Below are 19,261 nucleotides of genomic sequence, written 5' to 3'. Positions count from 1 at the left end.
GGGGGACGCACAGCGAGGATTCTCGAAAATCCACTCCGTGCCTCCCCCTCACCCCGGCCCTCTCCCCAGGGGGGAGAGGGGGAACAGCCGCGGATTGTCCCAGGTCGGCTGCCGGTCCTCGATCACCACGCGGTGGGGCAGGGGCGTGTCGCTCTCCACCGCCACCTCGACCCAGCGCGGAACCAGCTCGTTGTTGACGTCGTCCAGAATGGCGATGGCCAGCGCCTCCAGCCCATCAGCGAAGCCGGCGAACTCCGCCAGATAGGCCACCACCGACGCCGGATCGGGCACCAGCAGGTCCGGCACCAGCCGCAGGGTCAGACGCACCCCCGGCAGCGGCTCGCCGCGCAGTTCGACCAGGAAGTCGTGGCGGGCGTCGGGGGAGCGGCGGGTGGTCAAACGCTCGCGCCTCATGCCGACACCCCCAGGCCGGCCTGCCCGGCGCGGGTCAGCTTCACCCAGCTGCGCGCCCCCGACTGGAAGGACAGGCCGCCGGTGTAGCCGACGGCCCGCACGCTGTCGGCGAAGACCTGGATCAGCTCCACCCGCAGCTCCGGCGGCAAAGCGGCATGGCTGCGCAGGATCAGGTCGAAATGATTGGGCCGCACCAGACCGTCCAGCTGCATCGGTCCGAAGCGGCTGAGGTCCAGGTCGATGACGAAGCGGCTGCCCGGCTTCGACCGTTCCTTGCCGCCGCCCTCCTCGTCCTCCTTCAGCGGATGGACATGCAGCTTGATCGGCTTCGGCCCGTTGGCGTCCATCAGCGGAATGGTGTAGCTGCGCCAGTCGCCCGGCAGCGGCTCGGCCGCCTCGCGGCGCAGACCGTCGAAATCCTTCTCCAGCCGCTCCAGCAGATCGCGGCGGCCCGCCTTGTCCAGGGCGCTTGCCGCGTCGTCGCCCAGCCAGCCCTGCGCGTCGCCGCCGCGCATCGCCGCCAGGAAGAAGCCGATGGCGGCGGTCAGCTTGCGGTTCGGCTGCGGCATCGTCGCCAGCATCGACTTGGCGAGCGCCGGATCGGCCGCCGCCAGCGTCTCCATCAGTTGCCGCATCGCCGGCCAGTCGCGCCCGTCCAGCGGACCCGGCGGGCCGGGCAGGGTGGGGGCCGCCGCCTGGGTCGCCTGGGCGAGGTCGGCCAGCGCCGCCGTCACCTTGGCCCCCGGAGGCAGGCTGGCCGGGACGTTCAGCGCCAGCATGCCCTGCTTGGTCGCCAGGATCGGCTGCCCCTGCGGCGTGCTGCCGGCCACCGTGCCGTGCAGGATGGGCGTGTCGGGCGGCAGCGCCGCCTCGTCGGGCGAAGGTTGGGACAGTGGAGTTGATTGCCCGGCGGATTGCTGGCCCGGCTGGTTCCCGGCCTGCCCGTTGCGTCCGCCCGCCTCCGGGTCGCCGGGCGGGCGCGGCTGTTGCGGCGGCGGGGTGACGGTCAGGATCTTCAGCGCCACCGTGGCGCCGCGCGGCAGGTCGGGCGGTTCGGGATTGCTGGCGGTCTTGCCGGGCTGGTTCGGCATCGTCGGCGTTTCGGCGCCGGGATGGGCAGCGTCGCCGCCCAGTTGGACCGGCGTGCCGAAGGTGGCGCTGCCGCCGCCCATCGTCGGGGCGGGTGTCGGTGAACCAGCTGTCGGCGTGGCTGGCGCTCCACCAGCCGGAGCCTCGGGCTTCGCCGGGCCGGGCGTCCCTGGAGCCGGCGTGGCGGGCGTACCCTGCGACGGCGTCGCGGCGGGAGCCAACGGCTTGGCGCCCGACCCGCCGGCCAGCACCAGCGCCGGCACGACGGTGCCCGGCAGCAGCGGCGGCAGGTTGGTCGGGACGGTCGCCCCTGTCGGGGTGGGCAGCAGGACGGCGGGCGCCGCGCCGCTTCCGCCTGCCGGGGTCGCGGTCGTTCCACCCGTCTGCGGCGCGGCCGGGCTGCCTACGGTAGGATTCCCCAAGGATTGCAGCAGGATCAGCGCCGTCGGCTTGGCCGGCAGGGCGGTGGTGGGCGCCCCCGTCGAGGGCGTGCTTCCCGGTGTGATCTGCACCGTGACCTGCTTGTCCGGCGGCAGCTCCGCCGCGCTGTCGAGCAGCAGTTCGCCCGCCGCCGTGCGCACGCGGGTCAGGCCTTCCGGAGTCTGGCCGGCGACGGTGCCGGTCAGCACCACCGGGCGCGTGACCTCCGGCAGCCGTTCGGGAAGCTGGACGACCGTGGCCTCGGCCGTGACGGGGGCGGGCGCGGCGGGGGCTGCCGCGGCGGTGGCGGCGGCAGGCGTGACCGACGGTGGGATCGCCCCGCCCATTTTTGCCGTTACTCCCGGCCGTTACTTGGCGCTGGCGAGCAGCCGCTGCACGATCGCCTCGACGTCGCGGGCCGCATCGCTGGACGGCGAGCGCGTCAGCAGCGGGGTCTGGTTGCGGATGGCGTCGCGCACCTTCAGGTCGCGGCGGATGATGCCCGCCAACGCCGGCTTGTATTTCAGGAAGTTCTGGCAGGCCTTCAGGATGGTGCCGTAGGTGCGCTCGCCGTCCTTCACGCTCTGCGCCATGTTCACGACGATCCGCAGGTCGGCCGACGGGTTGGTGGCATGGGTCAGCTTGATGAAGGCATAGGCGTCGGTCAGCGAGGTCGGCTCGTCCGTCGTCACCACCAGCGTGGTGCCGGCCGGGCCGGACAGGGTGCGCACCGTGCGGTCGACGCCGGCGCCCATGTCCATCACCACCCGGTCATAGCTCTTCGCCAGCTCCAGCAGGTCGTTGCGCAGGCCCGACAGCCGCTGGCTCGGCAGCTGCGCCAGCGTGCCGGATCCCGACCGGCCGGCGATGATGTCGAATCCGGTGTCGGGGAAGCGCTGCGCCGCCTTGGCCAGCGTCACCTCGCCGTTGATGACGGCACCCAAATCGTTCTTGGGCGAGAAGCCCAGCTGGATGTCAACGTTGGCAAGGCCCAGATCGCCGTCGAACAGCAGCGTGTTCATGCCCGCCTTGGTCAGGGCGTGGCTCAGCGTGATGGAGAACCACGTCTTGCCGACGCCGCCCTTTCCGCTGGCCACGGCGATGACGTTGGCGCCGCGCAGCGGGCGAACGTTCTTGAGGGCGGCCGGGAACACCGGATCGGTCATGGCAGGGTCCTCGACGAGGGGGAACTGGCGGCCTTAGCCTTGGTTGCGGGTTTTGCGGATGCGGGTTTCGTCGGCTTGGCGGCGGCGGCCCTGCGCGGTGGCGGCGGCGGTGGTGCCGGTTCCATCTCCGGCTCGTCCTCTTCCGGCTCATAGCCCCGCCCGAACTTCGGCTTGCGCTCGGGCGTATGGTCCGGCTCATGATCCGGCTGGCCGCCTTCGCCGATGTCGTCGTCCTCGTCCCACTCCGCGGTGCGGGCGGCGCGGCGCGGCGCCGGCTCCTTGACGGCGGGGGCCTTCTCCTCGGCCGGAATCATCATGCGGGCCAGCGCCAGCGGGTTCAACGCCGTCAGCCCTTCCGCCACCTTGGACGAGATGCTGGCGTCGCAGAAGGACAGCCGGGCGCGCGCGGCGATGGCGAGCACGCTGCCCAGCCGGCGCGCGATGTCCAGCCGGGTCACCAGCATGCGCCGCACGCCGACCGCCTTGAAGGCCAGCGCCATGTCGGCGGCCTCCATCGCGTCCAGCCCGGCCGGCAGCACCAGCACCGGCTCCACCTCCCCGGCGGAGAGCATGGCGCGCAGATCCTGCATGTCCTCGGCGTCGAACGGGTTGCGCCCGGCTGTGTCGACCAGCACGAGATCGGTGCGGCGATGCACCTCGAAGGCGCCGGCCAGCGCGTCGGGGTCCTCCACCGTCGCCAGCTTCAGCTTCATCAGCCGGGTGAAGGCGGCCAGCTGGTCGACGCCGCCGGCCCGCACCGTGTCGGTGGTGATGACGCCGACCGAGCATTTGCGGAAAACCGCCCGCGCCGCCAGCTTGGCCGCGACCAGCGTCTTGCCCGATCCCGGCGGCCCGACGAGCGCCAGCGGCTTCACCGGCGACCGGCCGTCGGGCAGCGGGTTGAAGGTGAAGAAGGAATCGAGCGCCGAGCCCAGCGCCAGCCGCGGATCCTCGGTGTCCAGCCCGGACGCCGCGTCGATCAGCTGTTCGGCCAGCGCGGCCGGCACGCCATGGCGCTGCAGGGCGTCGGCCACCACCTCGCCCACGTCGATCTCGGGTTCCACCGGCTTCGGCGGTGCCTTGCCCCGGCCGCCGCGCGCGGTGCCGGAGGATTGGGCCGGCGGCAGGTCGTCCTCTTCCACCGCCGCCGTCACGCGCACGCCGCCGCCTTCCTCCTCGCGCGTGGCGACGATGATGGCGTCGTCGCCCAGCGACTGGCGCACCATCCGCATGGCGTCGGACATGGTCTTGGCGTGGAAGGACTTCAGCCGCATCGGCAGCGCCTTCCGTCAGGTAAGGGGAGGGGACGGGCACGCACCATCAGATCTGCCCCAGGGTCTTGATGCGGGCCTTCGGGTGGATCTCGTTCTGCGACATGACCACGGTCGCCGGTCGGAACCGCTCGACGATGGAGCGGACGAAGGGCCGGATCAGCGGGCTGGTCAGCAGTACGGGGCTCTCGCCCATCATGGCATGTCGCTCGAAGGTTTGACGGACGGAGGTGATGAACTGCTGCAGGCGGGACGGGGCCATCGTCAGCTGCCGGTCGTCGCCGTCGCCCACCAGCGATTCGGCGAACCCCTGCTCCCATTCGGGCGACAGGGTGACGAGCGGGATGAAGCCCATCTCGTTCGTGTTCGCGTCGCAAATCTGCCGGGCAAGGCGGGACCGCACATGCTCGGTGATCTGGGTGATGCTGCGGGTCTGGCTGGTCGCTTCGGATACCCCTTCCAATATGGTGGGAAGATCCCGGATCGAGACCCGTTCGGCAAGGAGATTCTGCAACACCCGTTGCAATCCGCCCACAGTGATCTGGCTGGGCACCACATCGGCGATCAGCTTCTGGTGTTCCTTGTCGGTCTCGTCCAGCAGCTTCTGCGTCTCGGTGAAGGACAGCAGCTCCGGCATGTTGTCCTTGATCAGCTCGGTCAGGTGGGTGGTCACCACGGTCGACGGATCGACCACGGTGTAGCCCTTGAACAGCGCCTCCTCGCGATAACCCGGCTCGATCCAGATGGCGGGCAAGCCGAAGGTCGGCTCCACCGTCTGTTCGCCGGGCAAGCTCATGGCGTCGCCGCGCGGGTCCATCACCAACAGCATGTTGGGCCGGATGTCGCCGCGCCCGGCCTCGATCTCCTTGACGCGGATGATGTAGGTGTTGGGCGGAAGCTGCAGGTTGTCCTGGATGCGGACCGCCGGCATGACGAAGCCGACCTCGCCGGCGATCTGCCGGCGCAGGCCCTTGATCTGGTCGGTCAGCCGGTGGCTTCCCGCCTGCGGCTGGTTGATGAGGGACAGCAGGCCATAGCCCAGCTCCAGCCGGATCAGGTCGATGGCCAGCGCGGTGGCGATCGGTTCGTCCGGCGCCGGCCCGCCGCCCGGCCCGCCGCCCGGCGCTCCGCCGGCCGCCGCCGCTTCCTCCGCCGCAGCGGCCTCTTCCGCCTCCTGCTTCGCGCGCAGGCGCGGCATGTACCAGGCGGCGGCACCGACGATGCCGATGACCGGGGCCAGCGTCAGGATCGGCATGCCCGGCAGCAGGGCCAGCACGCCGATGGCGCCGGCCGACAGGGCCAGCGCCTGGCTGTGACCGGTCAGCTGCCCGACCACCGCCTTGTCGGTCGAGCCGCCCATGCCGGCCTTCGACACCAGGAAACCGGCGGAGATCGAAATCACCAGCGCCGGGATCTGCGACACCAGACCGTCACCGATGGTCAGCTTGGTGAAGGTGTCCAGCGCCGTCATCACCGGCATGTCGTGGCGCAGCACCGCGATGGTCACGCCGCCGATGATGTTGATGAACATGATCATCAAGCCGGCAACGGCGTCGCCCTTCACGAACTTCGACGCACCGTCCATCGAGCCGAAGAAGGCGCTTTCGTCCTCCAGCTCCTTGCGCCGCGCCCGCGCCGTGCCTTCGTCGATCATGCCGGCCGACAGGTCGGCGTCGATGGCCATCTGCTTGCCGGGCATGGCGTCGAGGGTGAAACGCGCCGCCACTTCGGCGATGCGGCCCGAACCGGCGGTGATGACCTTGAAATTCACGATGGTCAGGATGGCGTAGATGATCACGCCGATGACGAAATCGCCGCCCATGACCAGGCTGGCGAAGGCCTCGATCACATGGCCGGCGGCCGACGTGCCCTCATGTCCATGCGTCAGGATCAGGCGCGTGGACGCCATGTTGAGCGACAGGCGCAACAGCGTGGTGATCAGCAGGATCGTCGGGTAGGACGACAGCTCCAGCGGCTTGGAGATGAACAGCACCACCATCAGGATCAGGATGGAGATGGTGACGTTCAGCCCCAGCATCATGTCGAGCATGACGCTGGGCAGCGGCATGATCAGCCCGACCACGACGATCAGGATGCCGATGGCCATCGCCACGTCGCCGCGCTTCAGCGACGATTTGGTGACCGCCCACATCTCGCCGAAGGCGGCCATGTTGCCGCCCCCCAAACCAGGGCCGCCGCCCCCGCCGCTATTCTGCTCCGTCAGCGCCATGGATGCTCCCGCCGCTCAGGTCCCAGGTCCCGGTCGGGACGTCAGGCCGTCGCCCGTTCGTCGTTGCCCGGGGTGGGCACGCTGCGGCCCTCGTCGCCATACTGCTTCAGCTTGTTGCGCAGCGTGCGGATCGAGATGCCCAGGATGTTGGCGGCATGGGTGCGGTTGCCCAGGCAGTGGGTCAGCGTCTCCAGGATCAGGTCGCGCTCGACATCCGCCACCGTGCGGCCGATCAGCGCCGCCAGGCCGGCGCCGCTGTTCCCGGCGCTGGCGGCTGCCGCCGCGCTGCTGTTGGCCGCCATGCCATAGGGACCGGGCTTGCCGCCCTTCGGCGGGCCGTAGCTGCTCGGCAGGGCGCCTTGCGGCGGAACCACCAGCGGGGTGGACGGCTGCTGCGGCTGGGACGGCGCGGCCGGCACGGTGCCGCCGGGTCCGGCGAACGGGTTGGCGACCGGCGAATCGCTGGGGATGGAGGCCTGGGCGCTGCCTTCCGGGGCCAGCAGCTTGCTGGTCAGCATGATCGCTTCCGGTCCGACCTCTTCCCCGCGCGACAGCAGGACGGCGCGGTGCATGGTGTTTTCCAGCTCGCGCACATTGCCGCGCCAGTGATGCGACTTCAGCATCAGCATCGCGTCCTCGGTCAGGCGCTTGTCGCCCAGCCCGTTGGCCTCCGCGTATTTCTTCAGGAAATGCTCGGCGATCATCGGGATATCGGCCGGGCGTTCGCGCAAGGACGGGATCGCCACGCTGAACACGTTCAGGCGGAAGTACAGATCCTCGCGGAAATTGCCGGAGCGGACCTCCGCCTCCAGATTGCGGTTGGAGGTGGCGATCAGGCGGACATTGACCTTCACCGGCTGGCTGGAGCCGATGCGGTCGATCTCCTTCTCCTGGATGGCGCGCAGCAGCTTGGCCTGCAGGCGCGGATGCATCTCCGACAGCTCGTCCAGCAGCAGGGTGCCGTTGTTTGCCTCCTCGAACTTGCCGAGACGCCGGGCGACGGCACCGGTGAAGGCGCCCTTCTCATGCCCGAACAGCTCCGATTCCAGCAGGTTTTCCGGAATGGCGGCGCAGTTGACCGCGACGAAGGGCTCGCCCGACCGCCGGCTCTTGCGGTGGATGAAGCGGGCCATCAGCTCCTTGCCGGTGCCGCTCTCGCCGGTGATCATCACCGAAGCGTCGCTTGGCGCCACCTGCTCGGCCAGCCGCAGGGTCGCCAGCATGGCGGGGTCGCTGCAGACGATGGAATGGCTTTCCTCGGCAACCGCCTCCAGCACCGCGGCGATCAGCTCGGCGTTGGGCGGCAGCGGCAGGTATTCCTTGGCACCGGCGCGGATGGCGCGCACCGCGGCGGCCGCATCGGTGCCGATGCCGCAGGCGACCACCGGGATGGTGATCCGCTCCGACTTCAGGCTGTCGATGAAGGTCGCGATATCCAGCTTGACGTCGATCATCACCAGATCGGCGCCGGCGGCGGTACGCAAGGCGTTCAGCGCCCCTTCGATGCTGTCGGTGTGCGACACCTTGGCCCCCCGCTTCATGGCGATCTTGCCGGCGGCGGTGATGTAGCCTTCCAACGTTCCAACGATCAGCAGACGCATAGCCTTACGCTCCCACTCTCGGGGCTTCCCGGTCGAAATACTGGATCCGCTTTCCAGGCGGCAGGACGGCGTTCAGGAGCATCTCCAAACGCCGCGGATTCTCCTGGCGCGCGATGGACACGGCGCCGATGGTATAGAGGGTCTTGACCAGCGCGTCCTCCTCCGCCGCCCGCTCCACCTTGGCGGCGAGCGGGGAGAGGACGACGTTGCCGAGCACGGCCCCGTAGAAGGTCGTCAGCAGCGCCAGCGCCATCGCCGGCCCGATGGCCGACGGGTCGCTCAGGCTGCCCAGCATCTGCACCAGACCGACCAGCGTGCCGATCAGCCCCATCGCCGGCGCCACTTCCGAGGCGCGGCGCAGCACGCCGGCGCTCTTGCCGTGGCCGCCCGCGGTCGCCTCGACCTCGCCGGTCAGCATCCGTTCGATGGCGTCGGGCGGCAGCCCTTCGGTGATCAGGGTGACGCTGCGATGCAGGAAAGGTTCGCCGCGCAGTTCCGGCAGGACGTTGCGCAGGGTCTCCGGCCCGGCCCGGCGGGCGGCCTCGGCCAGCAGGATCACCTGCCGGGCCACGCCCTTGGGGTCCAGCGTCTGGTGGACCAGCACCGCCGCCGCGTTCCTCCAGGCCACCGCCACGTCGCCCAGCGAGAAGGAGGCGGTGGTGACCGCCAGCGTCCCGCCCAGCACGATCAGCAGCGACGGCGGATCGAGGAAGGCGCGGGCCGAGCCGCCGGTGGTGATGGCGATCAGGATCACCGCGGCGGCGGCGGCCAGCCCGACCAGCGTCGCCACGTCCAGCCCGCCGCGCAGCCGCACGCTCCGCCCCGGCGCGGTGGCGCCGGTATGGGCGCCGGCCGGCTCGGCCTGAGCAGCAGCGGCACGGGGGCCGCCTGCGCCATTGCCGGCGGCGGCCTTCGCGCGGGACGCGGCGCTGTCGGACGAAATCGCCATCAGCCCCGGTCCGACTTGATGATTTCCGTCATGGTCACGCCCAGCCGGTCTTCCACCACCACCACCTCGCCGCGGGCGACCAGGCGGTTGTTGACGTAGATGTCGATGGCCTCGCCGACCTTGCGGTCCAGCTCCACCACCGCGCCGCGGCCCAGCTTCAGCAGCTGCGCCACCTGCATGGTCGATTTGCCCAGCACCGCGGAGATCTGGACGGGGATGTCGTACACCGCCTCCAGATCCTTGGTGATTCCGGGGCTGGCGTATTCGTCGCCATCGCCACTCTGCAGATCGTTCAGCGAGAAATTGTCGCTCGGCATGTCGGTCTCGGACCTCCTTCATTCCGGACACCCCTTAGACGGGGGCCGGAGCCTCCAGCATGTGCGCGGCGCGGCGTTCGATTTCGGCCAGCAGCTGGGCGGTGTCCCGCTCCATGCCACCCTCGGCCCATTCGATGCGGCAGCCGCCGGGGGCGATCGACGGGTCGCCGATCACCATCAGCTTGGCGCCGAAGCCGCGCGAGCCCACCGTTTCGTCCAGATGGTCGCGCACCAGCCCCATCGTGTCCTCGGCCACCCGGATGACCAGCCGCGGCTCGTCGATCAGGTCGGTCAGGCAGGCGCGGACCATGCCCTCGACCTCGACCATGCCGCCGCGCCGCGCCCATTCGGGCAGCAGCTTGCGGACGATGGCCAGCGCCAGATGGACCGGCTGTTCGCCGCGCGCGGCGTTGCCCGCCTCGCGCTCCGCCAGCAGCCGCTGCACCCCGTCGGCGATCTGCGACAGGGCGTTGGCGATGCGGTTGTTCACCGTCGCCTCGATCTCCGCCTTGCCGCGCTCGTAGCCGGTGTTCTGGCCGGCGGCCATGCCGTCGGTGAAGCCCTTGCCATAGCCCTCGGAGGTGCCCGCCGACTTACCGGCGGCCATGCCCTCCTCGTAGCCCTGGGCGCGGGCGGCAGCCAGCTCCTCCTCGCCGAAAGTCGGGGCGGGCGGCAGTTCCGGCTCCGGCTCGGGTTCCGGATGGGCCGACAGCTCGTCCTCGGGCAGCAGGTCGTCGTCCTCCACATGGGTCATGCGGGGAACGGCGTCCACGTCGAAGGACTCGTCGAAGAGGAATTTGCGCACGCTCATCGCCGCGGTCCTTCCCCGAAGTCAGTGGAAACGGAGGCCGGCATCGCTCAGCTCTCCTGATACAGCCAGTTGCGCAGGATGGAGACCGCCTCTTCCGGATGCTTGTCGACGATCTCGCCGACCTTGCGCAGGGAGGACGCGCGGACGCGGCCTTCCACCCGGTTGATGTCGATCATCTGCTCCAGCTCCTCGTCGGCCTGCGCCGCTTCCAGCGCCAGATCCTGGGCCAGCGCGCCGGTGGGGGCGGCGAGCGCGGCCGGCATGCCGGCCTGATCGGTCAGCAGGCGGTCCATCTCGTCCTCCTCCTGCATCTCCGCCTTCTCGAAGGCGCGGGAGATCAGCGGGCGGATGACCAGCAGGATGATGAGGACGGCGACGATGCCCAGCACGACCATCTCCGCGATGCGGAACAGGTCGTCCTTGGTCATGCCCATGAACAGCTCTTCCGGCTTCTGGATGTCGTCCTCGGGCGACCAGAAGCGCATGTTCACCACTTCCAGCGAGTCGCCGCGCACGGCGTCCAGCCCGACGGCGGACCGCACCAGCGCCTTGATGCTCTCGATCTCCTGCTCGCTGCGCGGCTGGTAGGTCGGCCCGTTGTCCTTGCTGGTCTGATAGGTGCCGTCGACCAGGACGGCGACCGACATGCGGCGCACCTGACCCGCCTCGCGGACATGCGACTTGGTGGTCTTGGTGATCTCGTAGTTGATCGTCTCTTCGGCGCGGGACGACTTGTTGGAGGACAGCGGGCTGGCGCTGCTGCTGGCCTGGGCCGTCGGCAGGTTCTGGTCCACCGTCACCGGGGCCAGCGGATCGCGGTCGCTGCTCTCGTTCGATTCGTTGACGGTCTGGGTCGAGCGGACGACCTGGCTTTCCGGATCGAAGATTTCCGACTGGGTGGTGATGCGGTCGAAGTCGAGGTCGGCCGACACCTCGGCCCGGACCTTGCCGTAGCCCAGCGTCCGGCCCAACAGATCCTCGATGGTGCGGGCCATCCGCCCCTCAAAGGCCTGCTTCTTCTCCTCCGCGCTCGCCATCATCGCTTCGGCGGTGTCGCTGCCGGTGCCGCGCGCCAGCAGGTTGCCCTTGTCGTCGACGATGGAGATGCGGTTGGGGTCCAGGTTGGGGACGGAGGCGGCGATCAGCTGCTGGATGGCCTGGATGTTCTCGCGGCTCAGCTTGGCGCCGGGGCGCAGCTTCAGGAAGACGCTGGCGGTCGCCGGGTTCTGCTGGCGGGCGAACAGCTCGCGCTTGGGCAGCACCAGATGCACGCGGGCCTGCATGACGCCGTTCAGCGTCTGCACCGTGCGCGCCATCTCGCCTTCCAGCGCGCGCAGGTGGTTGATGTTCTGCATGAAGCTGGTGGCGCCGAACCCCTCGCCCTTGTCGAACAGCTCGTAGCCGACCGATCCGCCCGACGGCAGGCCCTGGGCCGCCATGCGCATGCGCATCGGTCCGACCTGATCGGCGGGGACGGTGATCTTGGTGCCGGACTTGTCGACGCTGTAGGGGACCTTGGCCTCCTCCAGCTTCTTGGCTATGGCCGCCGCCTCCGACTGCTGGAGGTCGGAATAGAGCAGCTCCATTTCCGGCGTGGACAGCCGGGTGGTCAGATAGACGAAGAATCCGATCAGCAACAGCCCGACGCCGCCGATCGCCGCAAGGCGTGCGGGTCCGAGATTGCGCAAGGTCTGCAGCAGGTTGTTCACGCGCGGTCCCCGATCGGAAATCTTCCCGGCATACTCTCCACACGTCTCCGTTTCGCGATTGCGAGACGGTTTGTGCAAGTTCCGCGCCGGGCATGCCTATGTTGGGGCATGCTGCGGTGTCTTGATGAAGAGAGGGTTAATCGGCGGCAGTTTTTGCCGGGCGCCCGGCAAAATATGCCTAGTGCCCCGCAAATGTTGCAGCCCTGCGGCGGCTGTGCAACGGCTTCGCTCGCAACCTTGGGTCACAATGCCGCAGCCGGCTCCGGGCGTGAGCGGAGCCGCCCGGCGGACGCGACTGTGGGTAGGGCGATACCGCTCAATGCGCGAAAAGAGTGCGGTCCTATGACCAACCGGCCGATTCCCGCGAAAACCGCCCTGCCCAAAAGAGGTAACTGGTCCAGCAGCGGTTGACATCGGCAGGTCGCGGTCATAGCTGAGTTGCAATCCGTCCCCGTGACCGGCCGATTCGTCTTCCCGGCGACGTGTTCCTAAGCTTCGGCGCCAGTGGAGGCGTTCCGGATGGCGGCGGGAGGAGTCGGCTGCCGGGACCAGTGCGGGCCAGTACAGGATCGAAGGGGAAAAGCCATGAAACGGCGTGGGCGCGAAAAGAAGGAAGGCCTGAACGAGGTCGATGTGTTCGTCGGCCAGCGCCTGCGGGAGCTGCGCATGCTCGCCGGCCTCAGCCAGAGCGACGTCGCCGCGGCGTTGGGGCTGACCTTCCAGCAATTGCAGAAGTACGAGCGCGGCTTCAACCGCGTGTCCTCCAGCCGCCTGTTCAAGCTGGGCCAGTTCTTCCGTGTGCCCGTCTCCGTCTTCTTCGAAGGGCTGGAGAACCGCCAGCAGGCGGGCGAGGGCGGCGAGATGCCCGCGGCGGCCGGCGGCGAGGAGCAGGAGAACACGCTGCAATCGCGCGAGGCGCTGATGCTGGCGCGCTATTTCCAGAGCATCCGCGACCCGCAGATCCGCGCGGCCATCCGCGAGCTTGCCGAGCGCTGCGCCGAGCAGCAGGCCGACGGCGCCTCCACCGGCGCGGCGCCGGCCCCCAAGCGCGGCCGTGGCCGCAGGGCGGAGCAGGGCGGCCACGCCTGATTCCGACTGGGGGTCTCAGGCCGGCTTCAGCCGCCGGTAATGCTCCAGGAAATCGGCCAGCGCCTCCTCCGGGCCGAGCGGCACGATGGCGGCCTCGTCCGGGTCGGGCAGGTCGCGCCAGTTGACGCGGTGCGGCGCGCAGAGGTCGCGCAGTTCGGTCGCCAGCGCCCGCTGGTCGGCCAGCTTGACCGCCTTCGGCTCCGGATGGCGGAAGCCGAAGCGCAGGGCGAGCGCGCTCTTGATCGGCTCCACTGCCTGCCGGATGGCGTCGCGGCCGATCCGCACCTTCCACGGCGTCGGCCAGTCGCCGGTGAAGGCCTCCTCGCAGTCATGCATCAGCGCGTCGTAGGCATAGCCCTGCGGCGCCAGCCGGCTGGCCAGGACGCAGTGCTGGGCCACGCTGAAGAAGCGCTGGGTGTTGCCGACGAAGCGGCACTGGTAGGCCAGCGGCCGGGCAATGTCCTCGATGTCGAAGGGGCCGAAGTCCGGCCGCTCCAGATCGACGGTGCGACCCGAATAGGTGATCATCACCGCCGTCGGCTCGGGTACGTCGAGCAGATCGAACTGGTCGGGATGGGTGACGCGCGGCGACCCGCCGCGCCGCTTCGGCGCTGCTTTCTTCATGCCCCGAGTCTCTAGCAGATCGGTCCCGCGCCGCTCAACCGCGCGTAATCTCCCTCTCCCCCCGGGGCTATGACATTCACACATCTCAGCGTCACGTAAGGCATTGGGATAAAGCAATTTTGTCGGCCGTCTTTTGTCGGCCGTCATTCCCGCGAAGGTGGGAATCCAGCCACATCCGCCGCTGATCCGCGGAGTTTCCTGGTTCCCCACCTTCGCGGGGATGACGCAAAGTTCCTTTTGTTCCAGATGCTTAGCAATAGTTGGGATTGTGTGAATGCCATAGCCCCCGGGGAGAGGGTCGGGGTGAGGGGGATGCACAGGGTGGATTTGGTGGGAAGCGGAGAGTGCGCGATTCTTGAAGATCCTCGCCGCGCGACCCCCTCACCCTAACCCTCTCCCCGGGGGGGAGAGGGGATACTTTCTGCCGGGTCGCGCACCAGGCTGCTGGTGGCGGCGACGGTGGTCTCCAGCAGGGGCAGCAATGCTGCGACCTTCTCGGTGTCGGCCGGGCTGTCGTTGATGGCGCGGGCGATGGCGGCCATGCGCGGAGCGCCGAAATTGGCGGCCAGCCCGGTCAGCGTGTGGGCCGCCTGCTTCAGCTCCTTCGGCCGGCCGGCCTGCAGGGCGGAGCGGATCGCCGTCAGTTCGCGCAACGCCGTCTCCGGCAGCAGTTGCAGCATGCCGTCCAGCGCCTCGCCGCCCAGCGCCAGCCGCAGCTCCGCCAGCTTGACCCGGTCGATCAGCGGCAGGGACGAGAACTGGCCGCCCTCCGCCGCCGGGCGGCTGGGCATCGGCACCACCCGTCCGTCCTGCGGCCGGGTCGCCAGATCGATCAGCACGGCGTTCAACTGCTCCCAGTCGATCGGCTTGGTCAGATAGGCGTCCAGCCCGGCGGCCATATGGCCGTCGCGATGCTCCGGCAGGGCGTCGGCCGACAGCCCGACGATGGGGATGCGCGCCACCGGCCCGTCCATCCGGCGGATCGCCCGCGCCGTCGACCGGCCATCCAGCACCGGCATTTCCATGTCCAGGATCAGCGCGTCGTAATCGGCCGCCGTGACCGCGGCCAGCGCCGCCCGCCCGTCGGCCACCGCGTCGATCTGATGGCCGATGCGGGTCATCATGGCGACGATCAGCATGCGGTTGATGTCGTTGTCCTCAGCCAGCAGAAGCCGCAGCGGCACCCGCGTCGGCTCCGGCATCTCCGCCGCCGACAGGGCCGGCCGGGAACCGAGGTCGGCGGCCGGCTGCGCCTCCGCCAGCCGGCTGCGGATCGAGAAGCGGAAGGTGGACCCGCGGCCGGGCGCGCTGGAGACGGTGATCTCGCCGCCCATCGCCTCCACCAGCCGCTTGCAGATCGCCAGCCCCAGCCCGGTGCCGCCATATTTGCGGCTGGTCGACACGTCGGCCTGGACGAAGGCATCGAACAGGCGGGCGCGCTGCTCCGCCGTCATGCCGATGCCGTTGTCCTGCACCTCGAACCGCAGGATCACGGAGCCATCCGGCGCGCCCAAGTCGCTCGACGGGCCAACGGGAGGGTCCGGCGACCACACGGCGATCTCGATGGCGCCGCGGTCGGTGAACTTGATGGCGTTGGACACCAGATTGAACAGCACCTGCCGCAGCCGGGTCGGGTCGCCGCGGATGTGGCGCGGCGTATCCTCGGCGATGGAGGCCGACAGGCTCAGCCCCTTGGCCGCCGCCCGCACCAGGAACAGCTGGACCACGTCCTCCACCAGCCGGGGCAGCGAGAAGTCGATCTCTTCCAGCGTCAGCTGTCCCGCCTCGATCTTGGAGAAGTCGAGCACGTCGTTCAGGATCGTCATCAGCGTGTCGGCCGACGAGCGCAGCGTCTTGACGAAGGCCTTCTGCTGGTCGTTCAGCCCGCTGCCCATCAGCAGGTCGCCCATGCCGATCACCGCGGTCATCGGCGTGCGCAGCTCGTGGCTCATCATCGCCAGGAAGCGCGACTTGGCGCGGCTGGCGTTCTCCGCCGCGATGCGGGCGGCCTCCGCCTCCTCCCGCGCGCCGTCCAGCTTCTCGGCCAGGGCGAAGGTCTCGGCCGCCAGCTTGGTCAGCTGCTCCTCGGCGTCGCGCAGTTCTTCCTGCGACCGGCGGCTGTGGGTGACGTCGGCGCAGGAGGCGGCGATCCAGCGCGTCGAACCATTAGGCCCCGGCACTGGCCGCAGGCTCAGCGCGTTCCAGAAGGCGGTGCCGTCCTTGCGGTAATTCAGCACCTCCACCGACAGTGGCCTCGCCTCGGCCAGCGCGGCGCGGATGGCCGACGCCGTCTCCGGGTCGGTGGCCGGCCCCTGCAGGAAGCTGCCGTCCTGGCCGATCACCTCGTCGGCCGCATAGCCGACCATCTCCAGGAAGGCGCGGTTGCAATAGACGATGGGGTGGTTGGGGAGGGTGGCGTCGGACACGGCGATGCCGCCGCCGCTGGCCTCCACCACGGCGGCGAACATCGCTGCGTCGGGCGAACTGCCTAAGGGGGACAGGGGGGCGGCGGGCGGCGGGGTCAAGGGAGGAGCGGTCCTGATCGGTTCGGAAGGGCTGGCCTTGCGGCGGGTGGCAAGGATAGGACGTTGCGTGCCCGATTGCCATTCCCCGTCGGCGGGATCCGGGTGTCCGTCGTCCGGCAATGGCGATTCCGTTAACGACTGCGCAACAATACATCCAGAAAACTGTGTCGTCCGGCCGCGCGGCCAGCGTCCGGGTGAACACAGGCGGAGCGGAGAGCGTCATGGTGGTGGAGGCAGGTGGGCGGACCCGCCAGGTCCGGACGATACATGATCTCGGTGTGCTTCTGGTCGAGGACGACGACTTCACCCGCAAGCTGATCTACCGGCTGCTGCACGACATCGGGCTGCGGACGGTATTCGAGGCGGCGGACGGCGTCCAGGCGCTCGACATCCTGCGCAAGAACGGCGAGGACGTCGACGTGGCGATCTGCGACCTGGAGATGCCGCGGATGACCGGGTTGGACCTGCTGCACGCCCTGCGCACCGCCACCGGCAACCCGCTGGCCGACCTGCCGGTGCTGGTGCTGACCGGCCACCGCGAGGCGGATGTGGTGAAGCGCGCCATCGCCTATGGCATCTCCGGCTACCTGGTGAAACCGGTCTCGAAGGCCGACCTGACGAAGCGCCTGGCCTTCGTCATGCAGAAGCGCCAATAGCCTGGACGGGCAGGGCGCGCCCTACTGTCCGTTCCCCCGGTCCGACCTCAACCGGCGCTGGCGCTTTCTCCGCCCTTCCTGTAGAAGGGAGATCGCTACCGCCGCGACGCGAAAGGTCCATGGGTTCCTGCCATCCTTCGCCCGGCCCGCTCCGATCCCGTTTCCGGCATCGGGGAGAGCCGTGAGCAAAGATCGACCTCCCGGGTCGTCCCCCAGGTCGTACGACGCACCCCATCCCAGTCCGGAAAGGGCCAGTGCGGAAGGGAGTTGTGCGCGCGTTTCGGACCTGCTGGACGACTTCCTGACGCGCGGCGCCGCCACCGCCACCGGGGCCGCCTCCGGCGATCCCCTTTCCAACGATCCGACCGTCCCGTCCCGCATTCCGCCCGGCGAAATGTCTTCGCGAATCTCGCTCGGCGAGATTATGGACGCGCTGGGCGACCGTGCCTTCGGCGCGCTGCTGCTGATCCTTTCCATTCCCAACGTGCTGCCGGTTCCCGGCCTGTCGACCGCCACCGGCGTGCCGATGATCCTGCTCGGCGCCCAGATGGCGCTGGGCCGGCATGGCCCCTGGCTGCCGCGCCGCATGCTGGCCGCCAGTTTCGACCGCAAGGCCTTCCTGGGCGTGATCCGCCGGGCCAAGCCCTGGGCGGAGCGGGTGGAGCGCCATTTGCGCCCACGCATGCCGGTGCTGGCCGGTCCCACCGCCGAACGGCTGCTGGGGCTGGCGGTGATGGTTCTGGCGGGCATCCTGTCCCTTCCCATCGTTTTCGGAAACCAGCCCCCTGCCTTCGCCATCGCGCTGATCGCGCTGGGGCTGATGGAATCCGACGGTGCCTTCGTCTCGGCCGGCCTGATCGCCGGCCTTCTGTCCATCGCCATCATCGCCGCCGTCCTGCTCGGTCTCGGGCAGGCGGCGGTCGCCGTGGCGCAACAATTGATCGGTTGAGGGAGCGCCCCAAAGGGCACAACGCCATGATCTGGGAACTGTTGGTCATCGTCTTGCTGATCCTGCTCAACGCCTTCTTCGCGATGTCGGAGATGGCGCTGGTGTCGGCGCGCCGCGCCCGGCTTCAGCAGATGGCCGAGGAGAAAGGCGGCGCGGGCGCCCGCGTCGCGCTGGAGCTGTCGGAGGATCCGAGCCGCTTCCTATCCACCGTGCAGGTCGGCATCAGCCTGACCGGCATCATCGCCGGCGCCTATGGCGGCTCCACCCTGGCCGAACGGCTCGGCGGCGTGCTGGACGAACAGGTCGCCTGGATCGCCCCCTACGGTCACACCGTCGCGTTCGCCCTGGTGGTCGCCGCCATCACCTATTTCTCCCTCATCATCGGCGAACTGGTGCCCAAGCGCGTCGCCCTGATCTCGTCGGAGCGGATCGCCGCCATGGTCGCCGCCCCGATGCGGACGGTGTCGCGGCTGTCGGCCCCGGTGGTCTGGCTTCTCGGCGTGTCGAGCGACGCGGTGCTGAAGCTTCTGCGCCTGCCGACCTCGCGCGAGCAGACGGTGACGGAGGAGGAGGTCAAGACCCTGATCGCCGAAGGCACCCAGAGCGGCGTCTTCGAGCCGGCCGAGCGCCAGATGATCGAGGGGGTGATGCATCTGTCCGACCGCACGGTGCGGTCGATCATGACGCCGCGCCCCGACCTGATCTGGCTCGACATCGACGACAGTTCCGACGCCATCGGCCGCGAGATCTGCGACAGCGGCTATTCCCGCTTCCCGGTCTGCCGCGGCGACGTCGACGAGCTGCAGGGCATCGTCGCGGCCAAGGCGCTGCTCGACCAGTCGCTGAAGGGGGTTTCCTTCGACATCCGGGCGGCGATGGTCCAGCCGCTGGTCGTCCATGACGGCACGCCGGTCTTCCGCCTGCTCGACCTGTTCAAGCAGGCCAGCGTCCACATGGCGGTGGTGGTGGACGAGTACGGCAGCGTCGAGGGTCTGGTCACCATGACCGACATCCTGGAGGCGATCGCCGGCGAACTGCCCGACAGCAGCCACGAAGGCGACACCGCCGCCGTCCAGCGCGAGGACGGCAGCTGGCTGGTCGACGGCATGACCCCGGTCGAGGAGGTCGAGGCGCTGGTCGGCGTCAAGAACATGAAGGGGGAGGGCGATTTCCACACCATCGCCGGCTTCCTGCTCGATCATTTCGGTCACGTTCCGACCGCGGCGGAGCATTTCCACTGGAACGGCATCCGTTTCGAGGTCGTCGACATGGACGGCCGCCGCATCGACAAGGTGCTGATCCAGCTGAACCCGGAGGTTTCGGAGGGGTAGGGGAGTCGGATTCTTGCGACGCTAGACCCCCACCTAACCTCCCCCGCTCTCAGCGGACCTGCGGTCCGCCTGCCGCGTCAGCACAAAGCGAAGCTTTGTGCGAGAGCTGG

At 69.4% G+C, this 19,261-nt stretch carries 16 protein-coding genes; 4 read left to right on the top strand and 12 right to left on the bottom strand.

Going from position 1 to position 19,261, the window contains the following annotated elements; genetic code table 11:
- Positions 1–48 precede the first annotated feature (48 nt).
- The 10 genes from TSH20_RS22610 to fliF are packed head-to-tail and all read right to left on the bottom strand — an operon-like array spanning position 49 to position 11,977.
- Complete coding sequence (locus tag TSH20_RS22610) at positions 49–414, bottom strand: hypothetical protein (protein ID WP_109156442.1); 366 nt, start codon at positions 412–414, stop codon at positions 49–51.
- Entirely contained in the window at positions 411–2,270 is a 1,860-nt protein-coding gene (locus TSH20_RS22605; protein ID WP_109156443.1) for a hypothetical protein, read from the bottom strand. Before TSH20_RS22605 ends, TSH20_RS22610 begins: the two co-directional genes overlap by 4 nt.
- Before the next feature lie 21 nt (positions 2,271–2,291).
- On the bottom strand, positions 2,292–3,089 hold the full coding sequence (locus TSH20_RS22600; protein ID WP_109149703.1) for a MinD/ParA family protein: 798 nt from the start codon (positions 3,087–3,089) through the stop codon (positions 2,292–2,294).
- A complete protein-coding gene (locus TSH20_RS22595) occupies positions 3,086–4,363 on the bottom strand; it encodes a GTPase (protein ID WP_109156444.1) in 1,278 nt (425 codons plus the stop codon). Before TSH20_RS22595 ends, TSH20_RS22600 begins: the two co-directional genes overlap by 4 nt.
- A gap of 46 nt (positions 4,364–4,409) precedes the next feature.
- Complete coding sequence (flhA, locus tag TSH20_RS22590; RefSeq protein WP_109156445.1) at positions 4,410–6,590, bottom strand: flagellar biosynthesis protein FlhA; 2,181 nt, start codon at positions 6,588–6,590, stop codon at positions 4,410–4,412.
- A 41-nt stretch (positions 6,591–6,631) separates the two neighbouring features.
- Positions 6,632–8,191 carry a sigma-54 dependent transcriptional regulator gene (locus tag TSH20_RS22585; protein ID WP_109156446.1) on the bottom strand — a complete coding sequence of 520 codons (1,560 nt, stop codon included), beginning with the start codon at positions 8,189–8,191 and terminating at the stop codon, positions 6,632–6,634.
- Between the two features lie 4 nt (positions 8,192–8,195).
- On the bottom strand, positions 8,196–9,140 hold the full coding sequence (locus TSH20_RS22580; protein ID WP_109156447.1) for a MotA/TolQ/ExbB proton channel family protein: 945 nt from the start codon (positions 9,138–9,140) through the stop codon (positions 8,196–8,198).
- Positions 9,140–9,457, bottom strand: coding sequence for a flagellar motor switch protein FliN (gene fliN / locus TSH20_RS22575; RefSeq protein WP_109156448.1), 318 nt, complete (start codon positions 9,455–9,457; stop codon positions 9,140–9,142). The genes TSH20_RS22580 and fliN overlap by 1 nt, the downstream gene beginning before the upstream one ends.
- Before the next feature lie 34 nt (positions 9,458–9,491).
- Positions 9,492–10,268 (bottom strand): FliH/SctL family protein, encoded by a 777-nt coding sequence (locus TSH20_RS22570; protein ID WP_109156449.1) that lies wholly within the window; start codon positions 10,266–10,268, stop codon positions 9,492–9,494.
- Positions 10,269–10,315: 47 nt separating this feature from the next.
- Complete coding sequence (fliF, locus tag TSH20_RS22565) at positions 10,316–11,977, bottom strand: flagellar basal-body MS-ring/collar protein FliF (RefSeq protein ID WP_109156450.1); 1,662 nt, start codon at positions 11,975–11,977, stop codon at positions 10,316–10,318.
- A gap of 585 nt (positions 11,978–12,562) precedes the next feature.
- Between fliF and TSH20_RS22560 the strand changes: the two genes are divergently transcribed.
- Positions 12,563–13,066: a helix-turn-helix transcriptional regulator gene (locus TSH20_RS22560; protein ID WP_109149696.1), complete on the top strand. Its 504-nt coding sequence runs from the start codon at positions 12,563–12,565 to the stop codon at positions 13,064–13,066.
- 15 nt (positions 13,067–13,081) lie between these two features.
- On the opposite strand, the gene TSH20_RS22555 is transcribed toward TSH20_RS22560, so the two are convergent.
- Both TSH20_RS22555 and TSH20_RS22550 read right to left on the bottom strand, forming a co-directional pair.
- A complete protein-coding gene (locus TSH20_RS22555; RefSeq protein WP_109156451.1) occupies positions 13,082–13,690 on the bottom strand; it encodes a transcriptional regulator in 609 nt (202 codons plus the stop codon).
- Positions 13,691–14,076: 386 nt separating this feature from the next.
- Positions 14,077–16,215: an ATP-binding protein gene (locus tag TSH20_RS22550; protein WP_109156452.1), complete on the bottom strand. Its 2,139-nt coding sequence runs from the start codon at positions 16,213–16,215 to the stop codon at positions 14,077–14,079.
- A gap of 221 nt (positions 16,216–16,436) precedes the next feature.
- On the opposite strand from TSH20_RS22550, the gene TSH20_RS22545 reads away from it, so the two are divergent.
- The 3 genes from TSH20_RS22545 to TSH20_RS22535 all read left to right on the top strand — a co-directional run bounded on the left by TSH20_RS22545 (position 16,437) and on the right by TSH20_RS22535 (position 19,151).
- Entirely contained in the window at positions 16,437–16,871 is a 435-nt protein-coding gene (locus tag TSH20_RS22545; RefSeq protein WP_109156453.1) for a response regulator, read from the top strand.
- A 394-nt stretch (positions 16,872–17,265) separates the two neighbouring features.
- Positions 17,266–17,820, top strand: a complete 555-nt coding sequence (locus TSH20_RS22540; protein WP_247871389.1) for an exopolysaccharide biosynthesis protein — start codon at positions 17,266–17,268, stop codon at positions 17,818–17,820.
- A 26-nt stretch (positions 17,821–17,846) separates the two neighbouring features.
- On the top strand, positions 17,847–19,151 hold the full coding sequence (locus tag TSH20_RS22535; protein ID WP_109156455.1) for a hemolysin family protein: 1,305 nt from the start codon (positions 17,847–17,849) through the stop codon (positions 19,149–19,151).
- Positions 19,152–19,261 lie beyond the last annotated feature (110 nt).

Source organism: Azospirillum sp. TSH20, from assembly GCF_003115935.1.
Lineage (GTDB): Bacteria > Pseudomonadota > Alphaproteobacteria > Azospirillales > Azospirillaceae > Azospirillum.
This window is presented reverse-complemented; position numbering and strand designations above follow the sequence as displayed.

What these genes read in the sequence shown, in the direction of transcription:
- TSH20_RS22545 (WP_109156453.1), top strand. Translation starts at nt 16,437, where the DNA reads ATGGTGGTGGAGGCAGGTGGGCGGACCCGCCAGGTCCGGACGATACAT.
- TSH20_RS22555 (WP_109156451.1), bottom strand. Translation starts at nt 13,690, where the DNA reads ATGAAGAAAGCAGCGCCGAAGCGGCGCGGCGGGTCGCCGCGCGTCACC.
- fliN (WP_109156448.1), bottom strand. Translation starts at nt 9,457, where the DNA reads ATGCCGAGCGACAATTTCTCGCTGAACGATCTGCAGAGTGGCGATGGC.
- TSH20_RS22560 (WP_109149696.1), top strand. Translation starts at nt 12,563, where the DNA reads ATGAAACGGCGTGGGCGCGAAAAGAAGGAAGGCCTGAACGAGGTCGAT.
- TSH20_RS22540 (WP_247871389.1), top strand. Translation starts at nt 17,266, where the DNA reads ATGTCTTCGCGAATCTCGCTCGGCGAGATTATGGACGCGCTGGGCGAC.
- TSH20_RS22535 (WP_109156455.1), top strand. Translation starts at nt 17,847, where the DNA reads ATGATCTGGGAACTGTTGGTCATCGTCTTGCTGATCCTGCTCAACGCC.
- TSH20_RS22595 (WP_109156444.1), bottom strand. Translation starts at nt 4,363, where the DNA reads ATGCGGCTGAAGTCCTTCCACGCCAAGACCATGTCCGACGCCATGCGG.
- flhA (WP_109156445.1), bottom strand. Translation starts at nt 6,590, where the DNA reads ATGGCGCTGACGGAGCAGAATAGCGGCGGGGGCGGCGGCCCTGGTTTG.
- TSH20_RS22580 (WP_109156447.1), bottom strand. Translation starts at nt 9,140, where the DNA reads ATGGCGATTTCGTCCGACAGCGCCGCGTCCCGCGCGAAGGCCGCCGCC.
- TSH20_RS22585 (WP_109156446.1), bottom strand. Translation starts at nt 8,191, where the DNA reads ATGCGTCTGCTGATCGTTGGAACGTTGGAAGGCTACATCACCGCCGCC.
- TSH20_RS22605 (WP_109156443.1), bottom strand. Translation starts at nt 2,270, where the DNA reads ATGGGCGGGGCGATCCCACCGTCGGTCACGCCTGCCGCCGCCACCGCC.
- TSH20_RS22600 (WP_109149703.1), bottom strand. Translation starts at nt 3,089, where the DNA reads ATGACCGATCCGGTGTTCCCGGCCGCCCTCAAGAACGTTCGCCCGCTG.
- TSH20_RS22610 (WP_109156442.1), bottom strand. Translation starts at nt 414, where the DNA reads ATGAGGCGCGAGCGTTTGACCACCCGCCGCTCCCCCGACGCCCGCCAC.
- TSH20_RS22570 (WP_109156449.1), bottom strand. Translation starts at nt 10,268, where the DNA reads ATGAGCGTGCGCAAATTCCTCTTCGACGAGTCCTTCGACGTGGACGCC.